The sequence below is a fragment of the Winslowiella toletana genome (assembly GCF_032164335.1).
Lineage (GTDB): Bacteria > Pseudomonadota > Gammaproteobacteria > Enterobacterales > Enterobacteriaceae > Erwinia > Erwinia toletana_A.
The window spans coordinates 2199403-2217318 of record NZ_CP134152.1 but is presented as its reverse complement, the minus strand read 5'-3'; the positions used below and the strand labels follow the sequence as shown (position 1 = coordinate 2217318).

19 protein-coding genes are annotated in these 17916 nt (G+C 52.9%); 15 read left to right on the top strand and 4 right to left on the bottom strand.

Translation table 11 applies throughout. From position 1 onward, the window contains the following. Window positions 1-34 precede the first annotated feature (34 nt). The 3 genes from araC (at window position 35) to RIN69_RS10440 (ending at window position 1844) form a co-directional block, all read left to right on the top strand. Window positions 35-910: an arabinose operon transcriptional regulator AraC gene (gene araC, locus RIN69_RS10450; protein ID WP_313857702.1), complete on the top strand. Its 876-nt coding sequence runs from the start codon at window positions 35-37 to the stop codon at window positions 908-910. Between the two features lie 62 nt (window positions 911-972). Next, entirely contained in the window at window positions 973-1128 is a 156-nt protein-coding gene (locus RIN69_RS10445) for a hypothetical protein (protein WP_313857279.1), read from the top strand. Beyond that, window positions 1074-1844: a DUF6216 family protein gene (locus RIN69_RS10440; RefSeq protein ID WP_313857700.1), complete on the top strand. Its 771-nt coding sequence runs from the start codon at window positions 1074-1076 to the stop codon at window positions 1842-1844. The genes RIN69_RS10445 and RIN69_RS10440 overlap by 55 nt, the downstream gene beginning before the upstream one ends. A 52-nt stretch (window positions 1845-1896) precedes the next feature. On the opposite strand, the gene RIN69_RS10435 is transcribed toward RIN69_RS10440, so the two are convergent. Both RIN69_RS10435 and RIN69_RS10430 read right to left on the bottom strand, forming a co-directional pair. Continuing rightward, window positions 1897-2649, bottom strand: a complete 753-nt coding sequence (locus tag RIN69_RS10435) for a DUF481 domain-containing protein (protein WP_313857278.1) — start codon at window positions 2647-2649, stop codon at window positions 1897-1899. Window positions 2650-2905: 256 nt separating this feature from the next. Beyond that, window positions 2906-4036 carry an ABC transporter substrate-binding protein gene (locus RIN69_RS10430; RefSeq protein WP_313857277.1) on the bottom strand — a complete coding sequence of 377 codons (1131 nt, stop codon included), beginning with the start codon at window positions 4034-4036 and terminating at the stop codon, window positions 2906-2908. A 144-nt stretch (window positions 4037-4180) separates the two neighbouring features. Between RIN69_RS10430 and ghoS the strand changes: the two genes are divergently transcribed. Continuing rightward, window positions 4181-4468 (top strand): type V toxin-antitoxin system endoribonuclease antitoxin GhoS, encoded by a 288-nt coding sequence (ghoS, locus tag RIN69_RS10425; protein WP_313857276.1) that lies wholly within the window; start codon window positions 4181-4183, stop codon window positions 4466-4468. A 104-nt stretch (window positions 4469-4572) separates the two neighbouring features. Then, a complete protein-coding gene (locus RIN69_RS10420) occupies window positions 4573-5466 on the top strand; it encodes a fructosamine kinase family protein (protein WP_313857275.1) in 894 nt (297 codons plus the stop codon). 22 nt (window positions 5467-5488) lie between these two features. Here the strand turns inward: RIN69_RS10420 and RIN69_RS10415 are convergent, their stop codons facing one another. Continuing rightward, the gene (locus RIN69_RS10415; RefSeq protein WP_313857274.1) at window positions 5489-6028 is read right to left on the bottom strand and encodes a YniB family protein; all 540 of its coding nucleotides are present in this window, start codon (window positions 6026-6028) and stop codon (window positions 5489-5491) included. 160 nt (window positions 6029-6188) lie between these two features. Here RIN69_RS10415 and hxpB point away from each other — a divergent pair, with 160 nt between their 5' ends. From hxpB to katE, 6 genes are all read left to right on the top strand, one after another. Further along, the gene (gene hxpB, locus RIN69_RS10410; RefSeq protein WP_313857273.1) at window positions 6189-6857 is read left to right on the top strand and encodes a hexitol phosphatase HxpB; all 669 of its coding nucleotides are present in this window, start codon (window positions 6189-6191) and stop codon (window positions 6855-6857) included. Between the two features lie 178 nt (window positions 6858-7035). Continuing rightward, on the top strand, window positions 7036-7872 hold the full coding sequence (gene kduI / locus RIN69_RS10405) for a 5-dehydro-4-deoxy-D-glucuronate isomerase (protein WP_313857271.1): 837 nt from the start codon (window positions 7036-7038) through the stop codon (window positions 7870-7872). 51 nt (window positions 7873-7923) lie between these two features. Then, complete coding sequence (gene kduD, locus RIN69_RS10400) at window positions 7924-8685, top strand: 2-dehydro-3-deoxy-D-gluconate 5-dehydrogenase KduD (RefSeq protein WP_313857270.1); 762 nt, start codon at window positions 7924-7926, stop codon at window positions 8683-8685. A 173-nt stretch (window positions 8686-8858) separates the two neighbouring features. Next, window positions 8859-9449, top strand: coding sequence for a metal-dependent hydrolase (locus tag RIN69_RS10395; protein ID WP_313857268.1), 591 nt, complete (start codon window positions 8859-8861; stop codon window positions 9447-9449). A gap of 170 nt (window positions 9450-9619) precedes the next feature. Next, window positions 9620-11011, top strand: a complete 1392-nt coding sequence (locus tag RIN69_RS10390; protein WP_313857266.1) for an L-cystine transporter — start codon at window positions 9620-9622, stop codon at window positions 11009-11011. A 186-nt stretch (window positions 11012-11197) separates the two neighbouring features. Further along, window positions 11198-13462 (top strand): catalase HPII, encoded by a 2265-nt coding sequence (gene katE, locus RIN69_RS10385; protein ID WP_313857263.1) that lies wholly within the window; start codon window positions 11198-11200, stop codon window positions 13460-13462. Between the two features lie 133 nt (window positions 13463-13595). Here katE and osmE read toward each other — a convergent pair whose 3' ends face one another. Then, window positions 13596-13931 (bottom strand): osmotically-inducible lipoprotein OsmE, encoded by a 336-nt coding sequence (gene osmE / locus RIN69_RS10380; protein WP_313857262.1) that lies wholly within the window; start codon window positions 13929-13931, stop codon window positions 13596-13598. A 215-nt stretch (window positions 13932-14146) separates the two neighbouring features. On the opposite strand from osmE, the gene RIN69_RS10375 reads away from it, so the two are divergent. The 4 genes from RIN69_RS10375 to cho all read left to right on the top strand — a co-directional run bounded on the left by RIN69_RS10375 (window position 14147) and on the right by cho (window position 17836). After that, on the top strand, window positions 14147-14722 hold the full coding sequence (locus tag RIN69_RS10375; protein ID WP_313857260.1) for a TetR/AcrR family transcriptional regulator: 576 nt from the start codon (window positions 14147-14149) through the stop codon (window positions 14720-14722). Beyond that, window positions 14719-15909 (top strand): multidrug effflux MFS transporter, encoded by a 1191-nt coding sequence (locus tag RIN69_RS10370; protein ID WP_313857259.1) that lies wholly within the window; start codon window positions 14719-14721, stop codon window positions 15907-15909. The genes RIN69_RS10375 and RIN69_RS10370 overlap by 4 nt, the downstream gene beginning before the upstream one ends. A gap of 104 nt (window positions 15910-16013) precedes the next feature. Beyond that, complete coding sequence (gene nadE / locus RIN69_RS10365; RefSeq protein ID WP_313857258.1) at window positions 16014-16841, top strand: ammonia-dependent NAD(+) synthetase; 828 nt, start codon at window positions 16014-16016, stop codon at window positions 16839-16841. 131 nt (window positions 16842-16972) lie between these two features. Then, entirely contained in the window at window positions 16973-17836 is an 864-nt protein-coding gene (gene cho / locus RIN69_RS10360; RefSeq protein WP_313857257.1) for an excinuclease Cho, read from the top strand. The last annotated feature ends 80 nt before the right edge of the window (window positions 17837-17916 follow it).

Below are 17916 nucleotides of genomic sequence, written 5' to 3'. Positions count from 1 at the left end.
GGCAGAACCGGTGAACAGAGAGAGCAGCATGGCCGTGGAATTTGATGTCAGTGACATGGTGAATTATTCACCATTAATGAAAAGTTTTACCTTCAATGCTTATCTGGTCGCCGGTTTTACCCCCATCTCCTGTGGCAGTCGGCTCGATTACTACATTAACCGGCCAAAAGGGATGAAAGGCTATATCATCAACCTGACGCTAAAAGGTCGCGGTCGGGTAAAAGCCGGCGACCACTACCTGCACTGCGAAGAAAATCAGATGTTGTTATTTCCACCCGGCGTCGCGCATCACTATGGACGTGAGCAACACAGCGCATGCTGGGATCATTTGTGGATCTATTTTCTGCCCCGACCCTACTGGCTCGACTGGCTACGCTGGGATGTCAGTGACGGCGGTATCTGGCGAATGACGCTGCAAAACGCCGCTGGCGTTGAGTCGATGAGATCACTGTTTTCTGAAGTTATTCATCATCATTCGGTGACCGATGCCTTTTCCGAGGCGATGGCGATGAACGCGCTGGAGCGCATCATTTTGTCCTGCTTCCAGGCACAGCCACTCAGCAATCGCAATGCCGTCGACCCACGAATTAATTCACTTTGTCAGTTTATTAACGATCATATTGCTGAAGATCTGAAAATTGAGCAGCTGGCAAAGCAGATATTTCTTTCGCCGTCGCGCGTCGCGCATCTGTTCAAAAGTGAAATGCATCAGACTATTTTTGCCTGGCGCGAAAAACAGCGGGTGATCCGCGCACGCAGCCTGTTGCAGACCACCCATCTTTCAGTCAGCCAGATTGCACAAGCGGTTGGCTACGACGACCCGCTCTATTTTTCGCGTATATTCCGTCATCACTGTGGCGTCAGCCCGCGCGAGTATAAAAAGACCTTTGAAAAAATGAACAGCTTTTAACCGCGTTTGATTGCCATTATGCTGGAGATTACGTTGCCCGCTAAAGTTAACAAGGAGGTGTTATGAGTAATCTGTTTGACGGCCTGCTGAATTTAATCGTCGATTATAATAATTTTATCAATATTGCTTTTATTCTGCTGCTGATCCTTGCTGCCGTCGGTATATCTGGCGCAAGGCTGGGTCAGCCTACAGCATTATTAACCGCATCTGGTTTTTAATCGTCGGCGGCAGGAAGTATCACGATCCGGAGATAGAAGCCTTTTATCAGTACTCTTCCGACATCGAAAAATTTAACGTCAACTTCAATATGGCGGCCGACAGTACCGGGCATATTATCAAATTCAAACAGTGGACGCTGAAATACGGTGTGGCAGTGAGAATGCTGTCATCGATTCGCGGCTATTTTGATATTGAACGACTGAAAATCCGCAAAGGTTCGGTGAAGCTGATTCTGCTGGCTCTATTGTTATGTGCAGCTTTTACGCTGGCGGCGGTGATTCCGGCGATTATCGCCTCGCAAAATGCGGCACTGCTGAAGCTTAAACCTGACGAGCCGTGGATATGGCTGTCTGACGATCATGCCACTAAATTTCTTAAATCCAGCCAGCGCGATCGCTGGAAAATCAGTGCTGAGCAGTGCGCGCGCGATGACGGCGATCAACGGCAGCTAATGACGGCAACCGCGCTGTCAGCAGACAGTATCCGCTCAATATGCCAGGCTTTCAGCAGCAAAAAGGATCGGCAATATATCAATGAAACCATCGCCAGTCAGAAAGTATTCTGGTGGTTTAGCGCGCTGTTTTTATTTATGGCATGGGTTTTTTATCGTGAAGGAATAAAATTAGGCCGCATTTTTGATGGCCGAAAAATGCTGTTAACAAAGTATCGCCACTACCGTAAACAGCACCGAAAAACCGTTTTAAACACGCGCTGACAGTATCGGCCCACGGTAGCAGCGGGCCGAAAGTATTCGGCCCGGGGAGGAATTACATCGCGTAGGAAAGCTGAATTGAGGTTCTGGTGTCAGTTTTATCCGGTGCAGATGCCGGTGGATTCTGGTTCCAGGTCACGTTGTAAGCCAGTTTCAGTGAGAAGTGATCGTTGATCGCCACCTGTAAACCGGTTTCGGAGTTCACCGTGGTATCGTCGCTACCCAGCACGGACACACCCTGAATAAATTTGGTGCTGTCAGTCAGCTGCCAGTTATAGCTCAGTGCGCCGTAAGCCAGTGCCTGAGTATCGTGACCGCCACCATGATATTCGTCGTAACGCACACCCGGACCGGCTTCAATACGCAGAGAGTGTACCGGGCCGTTAAGGATCTGGCGACCGTAACCGGCCGCGAAAATAGAACGACCGTCGTAGCCATTGAACCGGTCGCTTAACCAGCTGGCCTGGCCGAACAGGTAGTCATAGTCGGTCATGTTATAACGTGAACGACCACCCACCTGATAGGTCTCAGAGGAGCGCTCATCATTGGAAGAGTTATTTGCCGCATTGCCCCAGAGACTCCACGCGGTTCTGGTCTGAAACCAGGTCATATTGGTGGAAGCAGACAGTGCAGAACTGGTGGTGTTGCCGGTTGAAGCCAGGTAACCCGCCGATGCACTGCCCTCAAACGGTTTTTTTGCAGTAGAGGGATCGTCCATTGAAGTAAAGACGTTATTATCAGCCATGGCCTGGTGGCAGAAAGCTCCGGAGAGCAAGAGAATTGCAGATAAATTTTTAAGCGCTTTCATGAAAGTATGACCCGTACGACAGTTTAAAAAAGAGAGAGTCTGAAGCGTTTTCGAGGACGATCAATGTAATTTACGGTAACTTTTGTAAAAAAATATGAAATCGCTTTTTTTATTAAGCACCCTTGCTGAAACGCTCCATTAATAAGATTCTTCTTATTAACGGCGCGCATTATAGAGGTTATTAGACGGCGGTACACTGGCTTTACAACAAGAATTTATGCACGGCGGGCACAACACTGTCGCGCCCGCCAGAGACTTAGTTTTTCGGCGCTTGCGAACCTAATACGCCCTTACCTTCCGGCACCGTGGTAAAGCGAGTCAGAATCTCATGCCAGGTATTTGCCGGGTCAAGGCTGCTGAACTGCTGCGGATAGATAAACTTCGCCAGATACTCCAGACCGACGATGTTATACGGATGGTTATAGAAGTTGTGATACAGGCCGTAGAAGCGATCCTGTTTGATCGGCTGAAGCTGAGCAAAACCAGGACGCTGCTTCATTTTTTCAAATGCGGCATCAACCTGCTGCTGCGTAACGCCATAACCAAATGGCACCGCCGCGTTATTTTTACTCGCCCACTGTGAACCGGAAACGATATAAGCATCCGGCTTCATGGCGATCACTTTTTCCAGTGAGATATCGCCGGTTGCGCCAGGCAGCAGCTCGGAACCAATGTTCTTCGCCCCCACCGCCTCTACCAATGCTCCCCAGCCGACGTGCGAGTGGGTAAAGCAGCAGGATTCCAGTCCACCCAGCCCGGCTTTGGCTTCAATAAATACCAGCGGCTTTGGCTCGACATCACGCACCTTATCGAGAATTGCCTGATAATGCTGCTGATAGAAATCGGTGTACTGTTTGGCTTCTGCTTCACGATTCAACGCCTCGCCCAGCAGCGTGATGCTTTTTGGTGCATTCTCCACCGGCTTCTGGAAGGTGTCGATAAACAGCACCGGAATCCCCAGCTGCTTCATTTTATCCAGCACGCCGGTCTGCGTCAGTGACGGTTTAGAACGCAGCTGCGCAATCATCAGATCGGGACGCTGAACAATCACGCTCTCCAGGTTTACTTCACCTTTATCACTAAAGCCCATATCGATGATTTTTTTCGACTCAGGCCACTTATCAGCCATCAGTTCCCAGGTGGCACCGTCACTCTTCTTCAGCAGGTTATTCCAGGCGACCACGCGCTCAAACGGATTATCACGATCCAGTAACGCCAGCGTCATGATATCGCGACCATCCTGAACAACCAGCCGTTTTGGCTCCTGTTTCAGCGTCACTTTTTGCCCGTCTGAGTCAGTCAGCGTAAGCGGATAGGTCGTCGCCAGAGCATGGGAAGAGAGCGCCAGCAGTGAGGCCAGCGTGGCAAATTTGATTGCGCGTTGCACGTCGTGCTCCTTTAGGATCGAATTGTTAACCAAGTGATAGTAATGATAATCAATTGCATTATCAAATCCAATTGTGCCGTATTGACCCCATTTTTGTGATGATGGTCTATGCTGAAAAAACGCCATATAACAACGAGGTAAATCATGAGCTCATCATTAACCCGCTATGTAGTGACCTTTCGTTACCAGGAAAAAGGTCTGACTGACCTGAATAAACTCACCAGCACCCTGACCGGTGCGGGCTTTTCACTGACGCATCACGATGACAACGGCGTTCCACATGAGCTGGGCACCAACAGCTTTGGTTTTGTCAGTGCGCTTGAACAGCAGGAAATTAGCGAAATGGCGGCCGGCTTAGGCGAAGTGGCGCTCGGCCAGCGGCCGGAAGTTGAAGTGCAAAGCTGGGAGACTTATCAGCAACAACAGCCTTAACCGTATGATTATGTAAAGGGAGCGTTAGAGGGTGCAAAAGGCTGGATTTGATTAATATTTAAGCGTTAGAATTGGCATTTCGCAGCGAAATAGAGGAAACCCCAATGTGGTCAGCCATTAGTCGTCTGTTGAGTGAGCAGTTAGGCAACGCCGAAATCCACCAGCGCACCGAGCTTCCCGGCGGTGACGTTCATCCTGCCTGGCATATTCGTTACGGCGAATATGACGTATTCGTCAAATGTAATCAGCGCGAGATGCTGGCGCTGTTTACCTGGGAAGCCGACCAGTTGGAGTTGCTGGCGCGCAGCCAGACGGTGCGGGTGCCAAAAGTGTATGGCGTCGGCAGCGACCGTGACTACAGCTTTTTACTGCTGGAATACCTGCCCGTTAAGCCGCTTGATGCCCACAGTGCCTATCAGCTCGGTCAGCAGCTGGCGCGGCTGCATCAGTGGAGTGAGCAACCTCAGTTCGGCCTCGATTTTGACAACAATCTTACCACCTCCCCGCAGCCCAACAGTTGGTTACGCCGCTGGTCGGTATTTTTTGCTGAGCAGCGTATTGGCTGGCAGCTGCAACTGGCAGCGGAGAAAGGCATTCAGTATGGCGATACGGAACTGATTGTCGCCTGCGTGCAACAGGCACTGGCCGCGCATCATCCGCAGCCTTCCCTGCTGCATGGCGATCTCTGGCCGGCTAATTGCGCTGGCAGCAGCAGCGGCCCGTGGATATTCGATCCTGCCTGCTACTGGGGCGATCGCGAATGCGATCTGGCGATGCTGCCGTGGTTCGATGAGCTACCGCCGCAAATCTACGATGGCTATCAGTCAGTATGGCCATTGCCGCACGGCTTTATTCAGCGGCAGCCGATTTATCAACTCTACTATCTGCTGAATCGCGCTAACGTGTTCGGTGGCAGCTGGCTGGGTGAGGCGCAACGCGCTGTGGGCGCCCTGCTCGATCAGGATGAACTGGGAGATAAACAGGCAAAACCGGCCTGATGCCGCAGCATCAGGCCGGGAATTAATGAATAAAGCCTAACAGTGACAGGATGAAATAACCCGCGACGGCGATAATTATCGGCAGGATATACAGCGGGAAAATCTGCAAAAAGATGGTGTGGCGCGGCACCACAATCTTCTCTTCCAACTGCTGACGACTGCGTCCTTCGCTGCCTTTGGCATTTTCCAGAATCAGCTGATCCTCTATACCTTCTTTAAGGTGACGTGACTGCCGCCACATCCGTGCTCCGGAGGCCTGTAACGCCAGACCGACGAAAATCAGGATATAAATCCCCCAGAAGCTCAAATTGGTGCCACCGTTGAAGTTCGGCACCGGCGAGTTTTCCCAGAAAAAATTGAGAAACGTCGTATTAAAGCGAATCATATCGATCATCACATGAACAAAATCAAGCATGACCGCATCAATCCCCGGCTGTTTTTCACTGTGCTTAAACATAAAGCTCAGCAGTGAAATCAGGGTTGAAAGTAATGCCGGGATAAAGACAATCCAGCCGACAATGCGCTTGAGGATGGCGACTCTGCCAGCTTGTTGATAAGTCATGGTTTCTCCTTACACCTTATGTTTGGCTGTAAGTCTACCCGCTGGCGAAGAAAACTGCCTGCAAAAAACGTGGTGACCGGCTGATTTTCCCGAATCTGAATGGTTCAGACGCGCCAGGCTTCATGCTAAGGTTAGGAAAACTGTAAAACGGAGCCGTTATATGTCCTGTAGCCGACCTGTGCTTGCTGCAATATTCGATATGGATGGTTTACTGATTGATTCGGAGCCGCTGTGGGAACGCGCCGAACTGGATATCTTTGCCACGCTGGGCGGTGACGTATCGCGGCGCAATGAACTGCCGGATACCGTTGGATTGCGTATCGATCAGGTGGTGCGCATGTGGTACGAGACCTGTCCGTGGAACGGCCCGGACCAGGCAGAAGTGGCGCAGCGCGTGATTGCGCGCGCCCTGACGCTGGTTGAACAGCAGCGTCCATTGCTACCCGGCGTTGAGCATGCACTGCAGCTGTGCCGTGATAATGGCCTGAAGATCGGCCTGGCTTCGGCCTCACCCCTGTTTATGCTGGAGCGGGTACTGGAATTATTTAACCTGCGTGACTACTTTGACGTCATTGCATCGGCCGAATCACTGCCGTGGAGCAAGCCTCATCCGCAGGTTTATCACGATGCGGCGGCAAAACTGGGCATCGATCCATTGAACTGCGTGACGCTGGAAGATTCGCTCAACGGGATGATAGCCACCAAAGCGGCGCGTATGCGTTCAATCGTGATCCCGGCCAGCGCGGCGCGCGAGGATCCCCGCTGGTCGCTGGCAGATGTGCAACTCGCTTCGCTTGAACAATTAAGCTTACAACATCTTATCGGATAATCGCCTTCTCTCTCGACGGGCCGCAGATGCGGCCCGTGTTTTTTCTGCTGTCGCAAAAATATGATCCACGCGACATAATAAATAAAACAGCATTTCATTTTTATTGAATTAACGTCCCATCATGCCTATCATCGGTTATCAGCTTCGCACGGCTAACCCGAATCAGAGAGGCATCGACATGCACGTTCGTCAAAGCATTCACCGCGACCACGCCAGACAACTCGATACCGCCGGACTGCGCGGAGAGTTTCTTATTGAAACTATTTTTGCTGTCGATAACTACACCATGACCTACAGCCACACCGACCGCATAATTATCGGCGGCGTGATGCCGCAAAGCCGAAGCGTCACCATTGGCAGTGAAGTGGGTAAACAGCTGGGCGTCAGTTACTTTCTTGAGCGTCGTGAACTGGGCGTCATTAATATTGGCGGTGCGGGCATCATTGAAGTGGATGGTAAATGCTGGGAGATTGACCATCAGCAGGCGCTGTATGTCGGTATGGGCGCACAATCAGTGGTTTTCAGCAGTGTTGATGCGGCAAAACCGGCCAAATTCTATTACAACAGCGCACCTGCTCACCACCGCTATCCTGACAAAAAAATTACCCTCGACGAAGCCGCCACTACCACGCTCGGTGATGCTGCGACCAGTAACCGCCGCACCATCAATAAATATCTCGTCCCGGAGGTGTTGCCCACCTGCCAACTGACAATGGGCCTGACACAGCTGGAAGAAGGCAGCCTGTGGAACACCATGCCCTGTCATACCCATGAGCGCCGGATGGAAGTCTACTTCTACTTTGATATGGATGAAGAGACCGCGGTGTTCCATATGCTCGGCCAGCCGCAGGAAACCCGTCATTTATTGGTGCATAACGAACAGGCGGTTATCTCCCCAAGCTGGTCGATTCATGCCGGGGTCGGCACCAAACGTTACACCTTTATCTGGGGCATGGTCGGTGAGAATCAGGTGTTTGACGATATGGACCACGTCAAAGTCAGCGAATTGCGCTAAGCGCTAATCAGCAACGTTGCGGCCAGCGGGCCGAAGAAAAAGAGAGCGAATATGATCCTTAATGCATTTAATCTGGAAGGCAAAGTGGCGCTGGTCACCGGCTGTAACACCGGTTTAGGTCAGGGAATGGCCGTCGGCCTTGCCGAAGCGGGCTGCGATATTATTGGCGTTAATCGTAGCGTTCCGGATGAAACCCAGGCCCGTGTGGAAGCCACTGGCCGCCGTTTCTGTAGTATTGAAGCCGATCTGACCAACAGCGCCACGGTGCCACAGGTGGTTGAACAGGCCATCGCCGCATTCGGTCGTATTGATATTCTGATTAATAATGCCGGTATTATTCGCCGCGCGGACGCACTGGAATTTAGCGAGCAGGACTGGGACGATGTGATGAACATTAACAGTAAGACCCTGTTCTTTCTGTCGCAGTCGGTCGCTCGTCAGTTTATTAAACAGGGCAACGGCGGCAAGATCATTAATATCGCCTCGATGCTCTCCTTCCAGGGCGGCATCCGCGTTCCTTCTTATACGGCGTCAAAAAGCGCCGTAATGGGCTTAACCAAATTGATGGCCAATGAATGGGCACCGCATCATATTAATGTCAATGCCATTGCGCCCGGCTATATGGCGACCAATAACACCGAACAGATCCGTAATGACGAAGGACGTAACCAGGAAATTCTTGGCCGTATTCCGGCTGCTCGCTGGGGAAAGCCAGAGGATATGATGGGGCCGGTGGTGTTCCTTGCGTCATCAGCCTCAGACTATGTTAACGGCTATACGCTGGCGGTGGATGGCGGCTGGCTGGCACGTTAATCTTTCAGTTTTCTGCCGTTGGGCGGCAACGCTGTCGCCCGCGGAAAATCGAACTGCCGTGTTACTGAAGAAAGGTGACAAAATTCACCTTTAGTTACAGCGTCACATATTTAATCTACTGGATATATCCCCTATACTGGATGCATCGACAGCTATGCAGCCAGGTTATCCCCATGACGGCCGAAGGCCATATTATTTTTGCCATCGCCAGCGCAATTTTCGCCAAGCGCGCCGAGCTGACGCCGGTGCTGGCCAGCGCTGACTGGTGGCATCTGATTCCGGCTGCGTTGCTGACCTGTCTGTTACCGGATATCGATCATCCAAAATCACTGCTTGGCCAACGGCTGAAATGGATCGCGGTGCCGATATCCCGCGCCTTCGGCCATCGTGGATTTACCCACAGCCTGCTGGCGGTGCTGGGTGGGCTGGCGCTGTTTCAGATTAATGTGCCCGCCGACTGGCCGGTACCCGCCGACGTATTACAGGGCATGGTGCTCGGCTACCTCAGCCATATTATTGCCGATATGCTGACGCCCGCCGGTGTGCCGCTATTATGGCCTTGCCGCTGGCGCTTTCGCCTGCCGCTGCTTAACAGCCAGAAAGGCAATCAGCTTGAACGTGCACTCTGCCTGGCACTGGTCGGCTACGCCATCTGGTTTTCGCCGGAACAGCCTTATTTAGGCACCCATGGCTGGCCCGCGCAGATAATTAATTCCGTGCAAGATGGCATCAATCGAATAACCAATAAACAGTTAGCACAATAATTATACAATTTAATATCAAAAGGTTATAGCCCATTACTTTTGGATATAATGCTGCGCTTCATACAACTGATAATATCCCCCGCTAATAAATCTTTTTGCGCGATATAAAATATCGCCATTTGGTGATCCGCGCCAAAGCGTCACGGATTGCCCTTCACCGGAGAAATGGGATGAATCTACCGCTGATTCTGAATATCGTGGTTTTTCTCGCGCTGATCGTGCTGCTGGCACGCACCGGCCGCACAAACTGGAGTCTGTCGAAAAAAGTTCTCGCCGGCCTGGTGCTTGGCGTACTGTTCGGCCTTGGCCTGCAACTGATCTATGGCGAAAACTCCGCCGTGGTGAAGGAGTCGATTAGCTGGTTTAATATCGTTGGTAATGGTTATGTGCAGCTGCTGCAAATGATCGTGATGCCGCTGGTCTTCGCTTCGATTCTCAGCGCGGTAGCCCGCCTGCATAACGCTTCGTCACTGGGTAAAATTAGCGTTCTGACCATTGGGGTGCTGCTGTTTACCACCGCGATCGCCGCGCTGGTTGGCGTGTTTGTCACTCAGCTGTTTGGCCTGACGGCAGAAGGCCTGGTGCAAGGCACTCAGGAAAGCGCGCGCCTGGTGGCAATTCAGAGCAACTATGCCGGTAAGGTTGCTGATTTAACCGTGCCACAGCTGCTGCTCTCTTTTGTCCCGAAGAATCCGTTTGCCGATCTGGCTGGTGCCAGCCCGACCTCGATTATCAGCGTGGTGATATTTGCTGCCTTCCTCGGCGTGGCGGCACTGCAGCTGTTAAAAGACGACCAGGTTAAAGGACAGCGCGTGCTGGCCGCTATCGACACTCTGCAATCCTGGGTGATGAAGCTGGTGCGCCTGATTATGAAACTGACGCCTTACGGCGTGCTGGCACTGATGACCAAAGTCGTCGCCGGCTCTAACCTGCAGGACATCGTTAAGCTCGGTGGCTTTGTGGTGGCGTCATACCTCGGCCTGGCGATTATGTTTGCAGTACACGCCCTGCTGCTGTCGGTAAACGGCATCAATCCAATGCGCTTCTTCCGTAAAGTATGGCCGGTGATCACCTTTGCCTTTACCAGCCGCTCCAGCGCCGCCAGTATTCCGCTGAGCATTGAGACGCAAACGCGTCGTCTTGGCGTACCTGAGTCCATTGCCAGCTTCTCTGCATCTTTCGGTGCCACTATTGGTCAGAACGGCTGCGCTGGCCTGTATCCGGCGATGCTGGCGGTGATGGTTGCACCCACCATGGGAATTAACCCGCTCGACCCGCTGTGGATTGCCACGCTGGTGGGCATCGTGACGCTCAGCTCTGCCGGTGTCGCGGGCGTCGGTGGCGGTGCCACCTTTGCCGCACTGATTGTGCTGCCAACCATGGGCCTGCCGGTTACCCTGGTTGCGCTGCTGATTTCAATCGAACCGCTCATTGATATGGGCCGTACGGCGCTTAACGTTAATGGTTCTATGACTGCCGGCTCGCTGACCAGTCGCTGGCTGAAACTGACCGATAAAAAGGTGCTGAACAGCGACGAGCACGCTGAACTCATCCACAAGTAATAGCTAAAGGCCGGAATCTCCGGCCTTTTTCTTATCCGCGAAACAAATCCTTACAGCTCTTTTCCCCGCTTCCCTCCGCTGATTTCTGGCATGTTGTGACATATCCATGAACTTTGCAGGCGTATAAACGCCACTGTTCTATAGTTAAGGATGCCTAAAACACGACATCAACGGGAGCACTACATCATGTCGAAAGAAACTGACAGCAAGGAGCTGAGCCACAATGCTCCAACGACAGGCCCTGAGTCGGCAAAACCCGGACTTGGTTCACTGGCACCAGCGGATGGTTCTCACAAACCTTCAGCCGAGCCGAGTGCACCGGGCAAGCAGCCGACCGCCCCAGGCAGCCTGAAAGCACCAGATACCCATAACGCCAAGCTGGACCAGCTTGAAGCGCACCGTAAAGGCGGTGAAAACTTTCCGCTGACCACCAACCAGGGCACTCGCATTGCAAACGATCAGAATTCGCTGCGTGCCGGTACTCGTGGGCCAACCCTGCTGGAAGACTTTATTCTGCGGGAGAAAATCACTCACTTCGACCACGAACGCATTCCAGAGCGTATCGTCCACGCACGCGGTTCCGCTGCTCACGGCTATTTTCAGCCCTATCGCGATATGAGTGATATTACTAAAGCTGACTTCCTGCGCGATCCTGATACGGTAACGCCGGTGTTTGTGCGCTTCTCTACCGTACAGGGTGGCGCCGGTTCCGCCGATACCGTGCGTGATATTCGCGGCTGGGCCACCAAGTTTTACACCCAGGAAGGGGTTTTCGATCTGGTCGGCAACAACACGCCAGTGTTCTTTATTCAGGATGCCCATAAATTCCCCGACTTTGTTCATGCGGTAAAGCCGGAGCCGCATAATGAAATGCCGCAGGGTCAAAGCGCCCACGACACCTTCTGGGATTACGTCTCGCTACAGCCAGAAACGCTGCATAACGTGATTTGGGCGATGTCGGACCGCGGTATTCCACGCAGTTATCGCACCATGGAAGGCTTTGGTATTCACACCTTCCGGATGATCAACGCCGAAGGTAAAGGCACCTTTGTCCGCTTCCACTGGAAACCGGTGGCGGGTAAAGCGTCATTACTGTGGGATGAGTCGCAAAAGCTCACTGGCCGCGATCCCGACTTTCACCGCCGCGATTTATGGGAAGCAATTGAAGCCGGAGACTTCCCGGAATATGAGCTGGGCGTTCAGCTGGTACCGGAAGAGGATGAATTTAAGTTCGACTTTGATCTGCTGGATGCCACCAAACTGATCCCGGAGGAGCTGGTACCGGTCGAACTGATTGGTAAAATGGTGCTGAATCGTAACCCGGATAACTTTTTCGCTGAAACTGAGCAAGTGGCGTTCCACCCGGGCCATATTGTACCAGGCCTCGATTTCTCTAACGATCCTCTGTTGCAGGGCCGTCTGTTCTCCTACACCGATACCCAGATTAGCCGTCTTGGCGGGCCGAATTTCCACGAAATTCCGATTAACCGCCCGGTTTGCCCGTATCATAACTTCCAGCGCGGCGGCATGCATCGGCAGGATATTGATACTAATCCAGCTAACTACGAACCTAACTCAATCAATGATAACTGGCCACGTGAAACGCCACCGGCACCGCATCGTGGCGGCTTTGAAAGTTATCAGGAGCGGATTGAAGGCCATAAAGTGCGCGAGCGCAGTCCGTCGTTTGGCGAATATTACTCGCAGCCACGTCTGTTCTGGCTGAGCCAGACGCCGGTTGAGCAGCAGCATATAATTGATGCTTTCTCATTTGAACTTGGCAAGCTCTCCCGCCCCTATATCCGTGAACGGGTCGTCGATCATCTGTTGCATATCGACGTGTCGCTGGCGAACGCGGTGGCGGAAAATCTGGGTATCGCACTGTCAGATGAGAAACTGCACACCGCGCCGCCAAAAGACGTTAATGGCCTGAAAAAGGATGCCAGCCTCAGCCTGTATGCCGTACCAAGCGGTAATGTTAAGGGCCGTCAGGTGGCGCTGCTTATTAGCGATGGGGTCAAAGCCGCTGATGTACTGGCGATTTTACAGGAACTGAAAGCCAGCGGTGTGCACGCTAAACTGCTGGCATCGCACATGGGCCAAATCCGGGCTGATGATGGCTCAACGCTGCCAATTGACGCCACCTTTAGCGGCCTGCCGTCACTTACTTTTGATGCGGTTATCGTGCCGGATGGCAATATCGACGCCCTGCTGCTGAGCGGCGATGCGCGTTACTACCTGCTGGAAGCGTATAAGCATTTGAAGGTCATTGGGCTGAGCGGCGATGCACGACGCTTTAAAGCACAGTTCGGGCTGGCGGATGACGAGCAGGAAGAAGGCATTGTTGCGGATGACAAAGCAGAAGGCCTGTTTATGAGTGAGTTTCTGTCATTTATGGCCGCACACCGCATCTGGTCACGCAGCCAGAAAGCGCTGAGCGTGCCGGCCTGACCTGATTAACCGGCGGCGATTTCGCCACCGGTTTCAATTACTGTCTCTGTTTGCAGCCTTGTGGTATCACAACCATAAAAAAGCCGGGAACATTACGTTCCCGGCTTTTTTAAATCAGAGACCTGCGCAGTAATTACTGATTAACCTGCGGATCGGTATCGTAGTCTTTACAGCTCTGGAAGCCATAGTTCATCACACGGCCAGTGTCGCTGTAGCTGACGAAGTAAGTCTGTGCTTTACCGTCACGCTCGCCCAGCACATAAGTCTGGCAAGTACCGCGCGCGTGTACCATGGTGATTTCAGTAGACGGAGCGCCGGCAATCTGGCGAACCTGGTCACGTGTCATCCCTTTCTTGACGTCCTTCACCACCGGTTTGGTGACGTAGCTTTCTGCACGATCATAAGCCGTACAGCCAGATAACATCGCCAGAGCCACTGCAGCACCAATAAGTCCCGTTACTTTAGTCATCTTGTTATTCCTCATTTATTATCCATGCGAATTTAAGCCTGGAATATAAATGCTGATTTATCAAGTTTATGCCGTTAATTTTTGGTTTTTAGGACTCCGCTGATACAGCCCCGCTCAGCTGGAAGCGGCGGCGGATAAAAGGGCTGGGATTCGCAGACGGCTTGGGTATAATGCTGCGAATGAGAATGAACGTTCACACTCACCCGGAATTTGATATGAACCTTGAACGCGATGCCCGCCATCGTCAGCGCCAGGATGACATTATCACTGCGGCGCGGCGCTGTTTTCGTCAGTCCGGTTTTCACGCCGCCAGTATGGCGCAGCTGGCCGGTGAAGCGCAGCTTAGCGTCGGCCAGATCTATCGCTACTTTACGAATAAAGATGCGATTATCGAACAGATGGTAAAGAGAATTATTGATGACCGCATGGCTGAAGTTGTGGTGAACAGCCATACGCCAAGGCTGCCGGCACTGCTTGCCTGGCGTCAGGTTACTGATGAAGACGACGAGGCGCTGATGCTGGAAGTGGCGGCGGAAGCTACGCGTAATCCGCGCGTCGCCAGCATGCTGGTCGAAGCAGACAGCCGCATGTTTGACCATGCAATGCAGACTCTGCAACAGGATTATCCGCAGTTCAGCGAGGAGAAACTGCGTGCCTGCGTGGAAGTGCTGGCGGTGATGGTGGAAGGCACCGCTTTTCGCCGGCTGACGCCACAAAAAGCATCCGCGGATCGGCTCCACACGATTTACCAGCAACTGATTAAACAACTATTCGAGACAGAAGATAAATGACACCTGCACATCCTGGTCGCATTGGCTATGCGATTACCCTTGGCTTACTGGCGGCACTCGGGCCGTTATGTATTGACCTTTACTTACCCGCGCTGCCGGAACTGGCGCGCGATCTGAACACCCCCACCGCCACCGCGCAGCTAAGCCTGACCGCCGGCCTGCTTGGCCTCGGTGCGGGCCAGCTGATTTTCGGCCCGATGAGTGACAAATATGGTCGTATTCGCCCACTGTTACTGTCGCTGGTACTGTTGTGTATCGCTTCCGTCGGCTGCGCGCTGGCACAGGATATTAATCAGCTGCTACTGGCGCGGCTGTTTGAAGGGCTTTCTGCCGCCGGTGGTGCGGTGCTGTCGCGTGCTATCGCGCGTGATATGTACAGCGGCCATGAACTGACGCGTTTCTTCGCGATGCTGATGCTGGTCAATGGCCTGGCACCGATTGCCGCACCGGTGATGGGCGGCGCACTGATGGCCTTCTTCGACTGGCGCGGGCTGTTTATGATACTGGCGCTGATTGCCATTCTGCTGCTGGTGCTGGCCCGCACTAAATTAACAGAGACGCTACCGCCAGAAAAACGCAGTCAGGGCAGCCTGTTTTCTGCCTGGGCGGCACTCGGCGAGGTGGTGAAGCATCGCCCATTTATGGGCTTCTGCCTGACGCAGGGCTTTATGATGTCTGGCATGTTCGCCTATATCGGTGCATCCCCCTTTGTGCTTCAGGAACTTTATGGTATGTCGCCGCAGGCGTTCAGCCTCTGTTTTGCCGCCAACGGTGTTGGCCTGATCATTGCTTCACAAACCAGTGCGCGACTCTGTCCGCTGTGGGGTGAATACCGGGTGCTGAAAGGCGGCCTGACGCTGGCATTGATCTCTTCCGCTACTCTGCTACTGGCAGGATTCAGCGGTGCCGCACTACCGCTGGTGTTAGTCGCACTGTTCTTTAGCGTCGCCAGTAATGGCGTGATTGCCACCACTGCGTCATCACTGGCGATGCAAAGTCAGGGGCATCGTGCCGGAAGTGCTTCCGCAGTGATTGGGGTGACCATGTTCACCCTCGGGGCAATCAGCGTGCCGGTCACCGGTATTGGCGGAACGTCGGTGCTGACTATGAACATGACGATTTTTGGCTGCTATATGCTGGCGATTATCATGTTCACACTGTTAGCCAAAAAACCGAAAACTGCCTGATTTAACAGCATTTGATGCGAAGCGACAGGGATTGTGACTTGTCGTTTCGCCCGATGCGCGTTAGCTTTAAGCAACGCTTTCGTAACTGATTTGAGGAGAGGTTCATGGCACTGCAGCAAGACATTATCGCAGCACTCGGCGTTAAGCCGGTCATCGACGCGCAGCAAGAGATCCGCACCAGCGTTGAATTTCTGAAGTCTTATCTGAAAACCTACCCGTTTATACAATCCTTAGTATTGGGCATCAGCGGCGGCCAGGACTCCACGCTAACCGGCAAATTGTGTCAGATGGCGATTAACGAACTGCGTGCAGAAACCGGTAACGGCGATTATCGCTTTATTGCGGTGCGCCTGCCTTATGGCGTGCAGGCTGATGAGCAGGATTGTCAGGACGCCATCGATTTCATTCAGCCTGACCAGGTGCTGACTGTCAATATCAAGGAAGCGGTGCTGGCCAGTGAAAAAGCGCTGAAGCAGGCCGGCGTCATCCTCTCCGATTTTATTCGCGGTAATGAAAAAGCCCGTGAAAGAATGAAGGCGCAATACAGCATTGCTGGCATGAACGCTGGCGTGGTGGTCGGTACCGATCACGCCGCAGAAGCGCTGACCGGCTTCTTCACCAAATACGGCGATGGCGGCACTGATATTAACCCGATTTTCCGTCTGCATAAGGGTCAGGGTAAACAGCTGCTGGAAGCGTTGGGCTGCCCGGAGCATCTGTATCTGAAACAGCCGACTGCCGATCTGGAAGATGACCGACCTGGTTTGCAGGATGAGGTGGCGCTGGGCGTCACTTACCAGCAGATTGATCAGTATCTGGAAGGCAAACAACTCGAACAGCAGACGGCGAAAATTATTGAGGGCTGGTATTTGAAAACCGAACATAAACGCCGCCCACCGATCACCGTGTTTGACGATTTCTGGAAAAAATAATCCCCTGATTCATTCGGGCGGTGCTCTCGCCGCCCGCAAAATACAGCGCCTTCCAGATGCTCCCCACTGACTCTTTTTTGTTCTCCCTTCAGCTGCTATACTGGATAAGTAACCAGTAACCGGAGTACAGAGTGGTAAGGCGAGTCGCAAGTCATCGGCTGGATTTTGAACCAGCCACAATTTATGAATATCCTGAACACCTGCGCAGCTGGCTGGATGAGCTCCCCAACCTGCCCGGCGTCTATTTTTTTCACGGTGACAGTGAAGTCATGCCGCTGTATATCGGTAAGAGTGTCAACCTGCGCACCCGGGTGATGTCACATTTTCGCACCACCGACGAAGCCAGAATGCTGCGCCAGGCGCGACGCATCAGCTGGATCACCACCGCAGGTGAACTGGGTGCGCTGCTGCTGGAGGCGCAGATGATCAAAACTCAGCAGCCGCTATTTAATAAACGACTGCGTAAAAATCGTCAGCTCTGCTCACTCCAGTTAACCGACAGCAAACCCGCCGTGGTGTATGCCAAAGAGCTGGATTTCTCCACTTCGCCCAATCTGTTTGGTCTGTATGCCAGCCGCTTTGCCGCCCTTGAGCAGTTAAAGAAAATAGCCGACGAACAGCGCCTCTGTTATGGCCTGCTGGGTCTGGAAAAGCTCAGCAAAGGTCGCGGTTGCTTTCGCGCCAGCCTTGGGCGCTGCGCCGGGGCATGCTGCGGTAAAGAGAGTGAAGAGGCGCATCAGCAACGCCTGCTGGCGGCGCTGGAGCAGGTGCGCGTTGTCTGCTGGCCTTATCGGGGAGCGATAGGTTTAGTGGAGAAAGGACCGGCAGAAACGCAGATTCACATCATCGATCACTGGTTCTATCTCGGTTCGGTCAGTGATATCAGTGAGGCATCGGCGCTGTGCGTCACGCCGAAGGGGTTTGATAACGACGGCTACAAGATTCTTTGTCGCCCACTGCTCAGCGGCAAATATCCAATTATTGAGCTGAAATAAATGTAAAACCGCCGGGGCTGACCACAAGCTTTAGGCAATGTGGGCAACACCGGCGGTCTCAAATCATCGCATGCTAACCA

Bases quoted from the DNA above. Each gene is read 5' to 3' on its own strand.
- RIN69_RS10395 (WP_313857268.1), top strand. From the start codon at position 8,859: ATGACGGCCGAAGGCCATATTATTTTTGCCATCGCCAGCGCAATTTTC.
- katE (WP_313857263.1), top strand. From the start codon at position 11,198: ATGTCGAAAGAAACTGACAGCAAGGAGCTGAGCCACAATGCTCCAACG.
- nadE (WP_313857258.1), top strand. From the start codon at position 16,014: ATGGCACTGCAGCAAGACATTATCGCAGCACTCGGCGTTAAGCCGGTC.
- RIN69_RS10435 (WP_313857278.1), bottom strand. From the start codon at position 2,649: ATGAAAGCGCTTAAAAATTTATCTGCAATTCTCTTGCTCTCCGGAGCT.
- ghoS (WP_313857276.1), top strand. From the start codon at position 4,181: ATGAGCTCATCATTAACCCGCTATGTAGTGACCTTTCGTTACCAGGAA.
- RIN69_RS10370 (WP_313857259.1), top strand. From the start codon at position 14,719: ATGACACCTGCACATCCTGGTCGCATTGGCTATGCGATTACCCTTGGC.
- kduI (WP_313857271.1), top strand. From the start codon at position 7,036: ATGCACGTTCGTCAAAGCATTCACCGCGACCACGCCAGACAACTCGAT.
- RIN69_RS10420 (WP_313857275.1), top strand. From the start codon at position 4,573: ATGTGGTCAGCCATTAGTCGTCTGTTGAGTGAGCAGTTAGGCAACGCC.
- RIN69_RS10415 (WP_313857274.1), bottom strand. From the start codon at position 6,028: ATGACTTATCAACAAGCTGGCAGAGTCGCCATCCTCAAGCGCATTGTC.
- hxpB (WP_313857273.1), top strand. From the start codon at position 6,189: ATGTCCTGTAGCCGACCTGTGCTTGCTGCAATATTCGATATGGATGGT.
- RIN69_RS10390 (WP_313857266.1), top strand. From the start codon at position 9,620: ATGAATCTACCGCTGATTCTGAATATCGTGGTTTTTCTCGCGCTGATC.
- osmE (WP_313857262.1), bottom strand. From the start codon at position 13,931: ATGACTAAAGTAACGGGACTTATTGGTGCTGCAGTGGCTCTGGCGATG.
- kduD (WP_313857270.1), top strand. From the start codon at position 7,924: ATGATCCTTAATGCATTTAATCTGGAAGGCAAAGTGGCGCTGGTCACC.
- RIN69_RS10375 (WP_313857260.1), top strand. From the start codon at position 14,147: ATGAACCTTGAACGCGATGCCCGCCATCGTCAGCGCCAGGATGACATT.
- RIN69_RS10445 (WP_313857279.1), top strand. From the start codon at position 973: ATGAGTAATCTGTTTGACGGCCTGCTGAATTTAATCGTCGATTATAAT.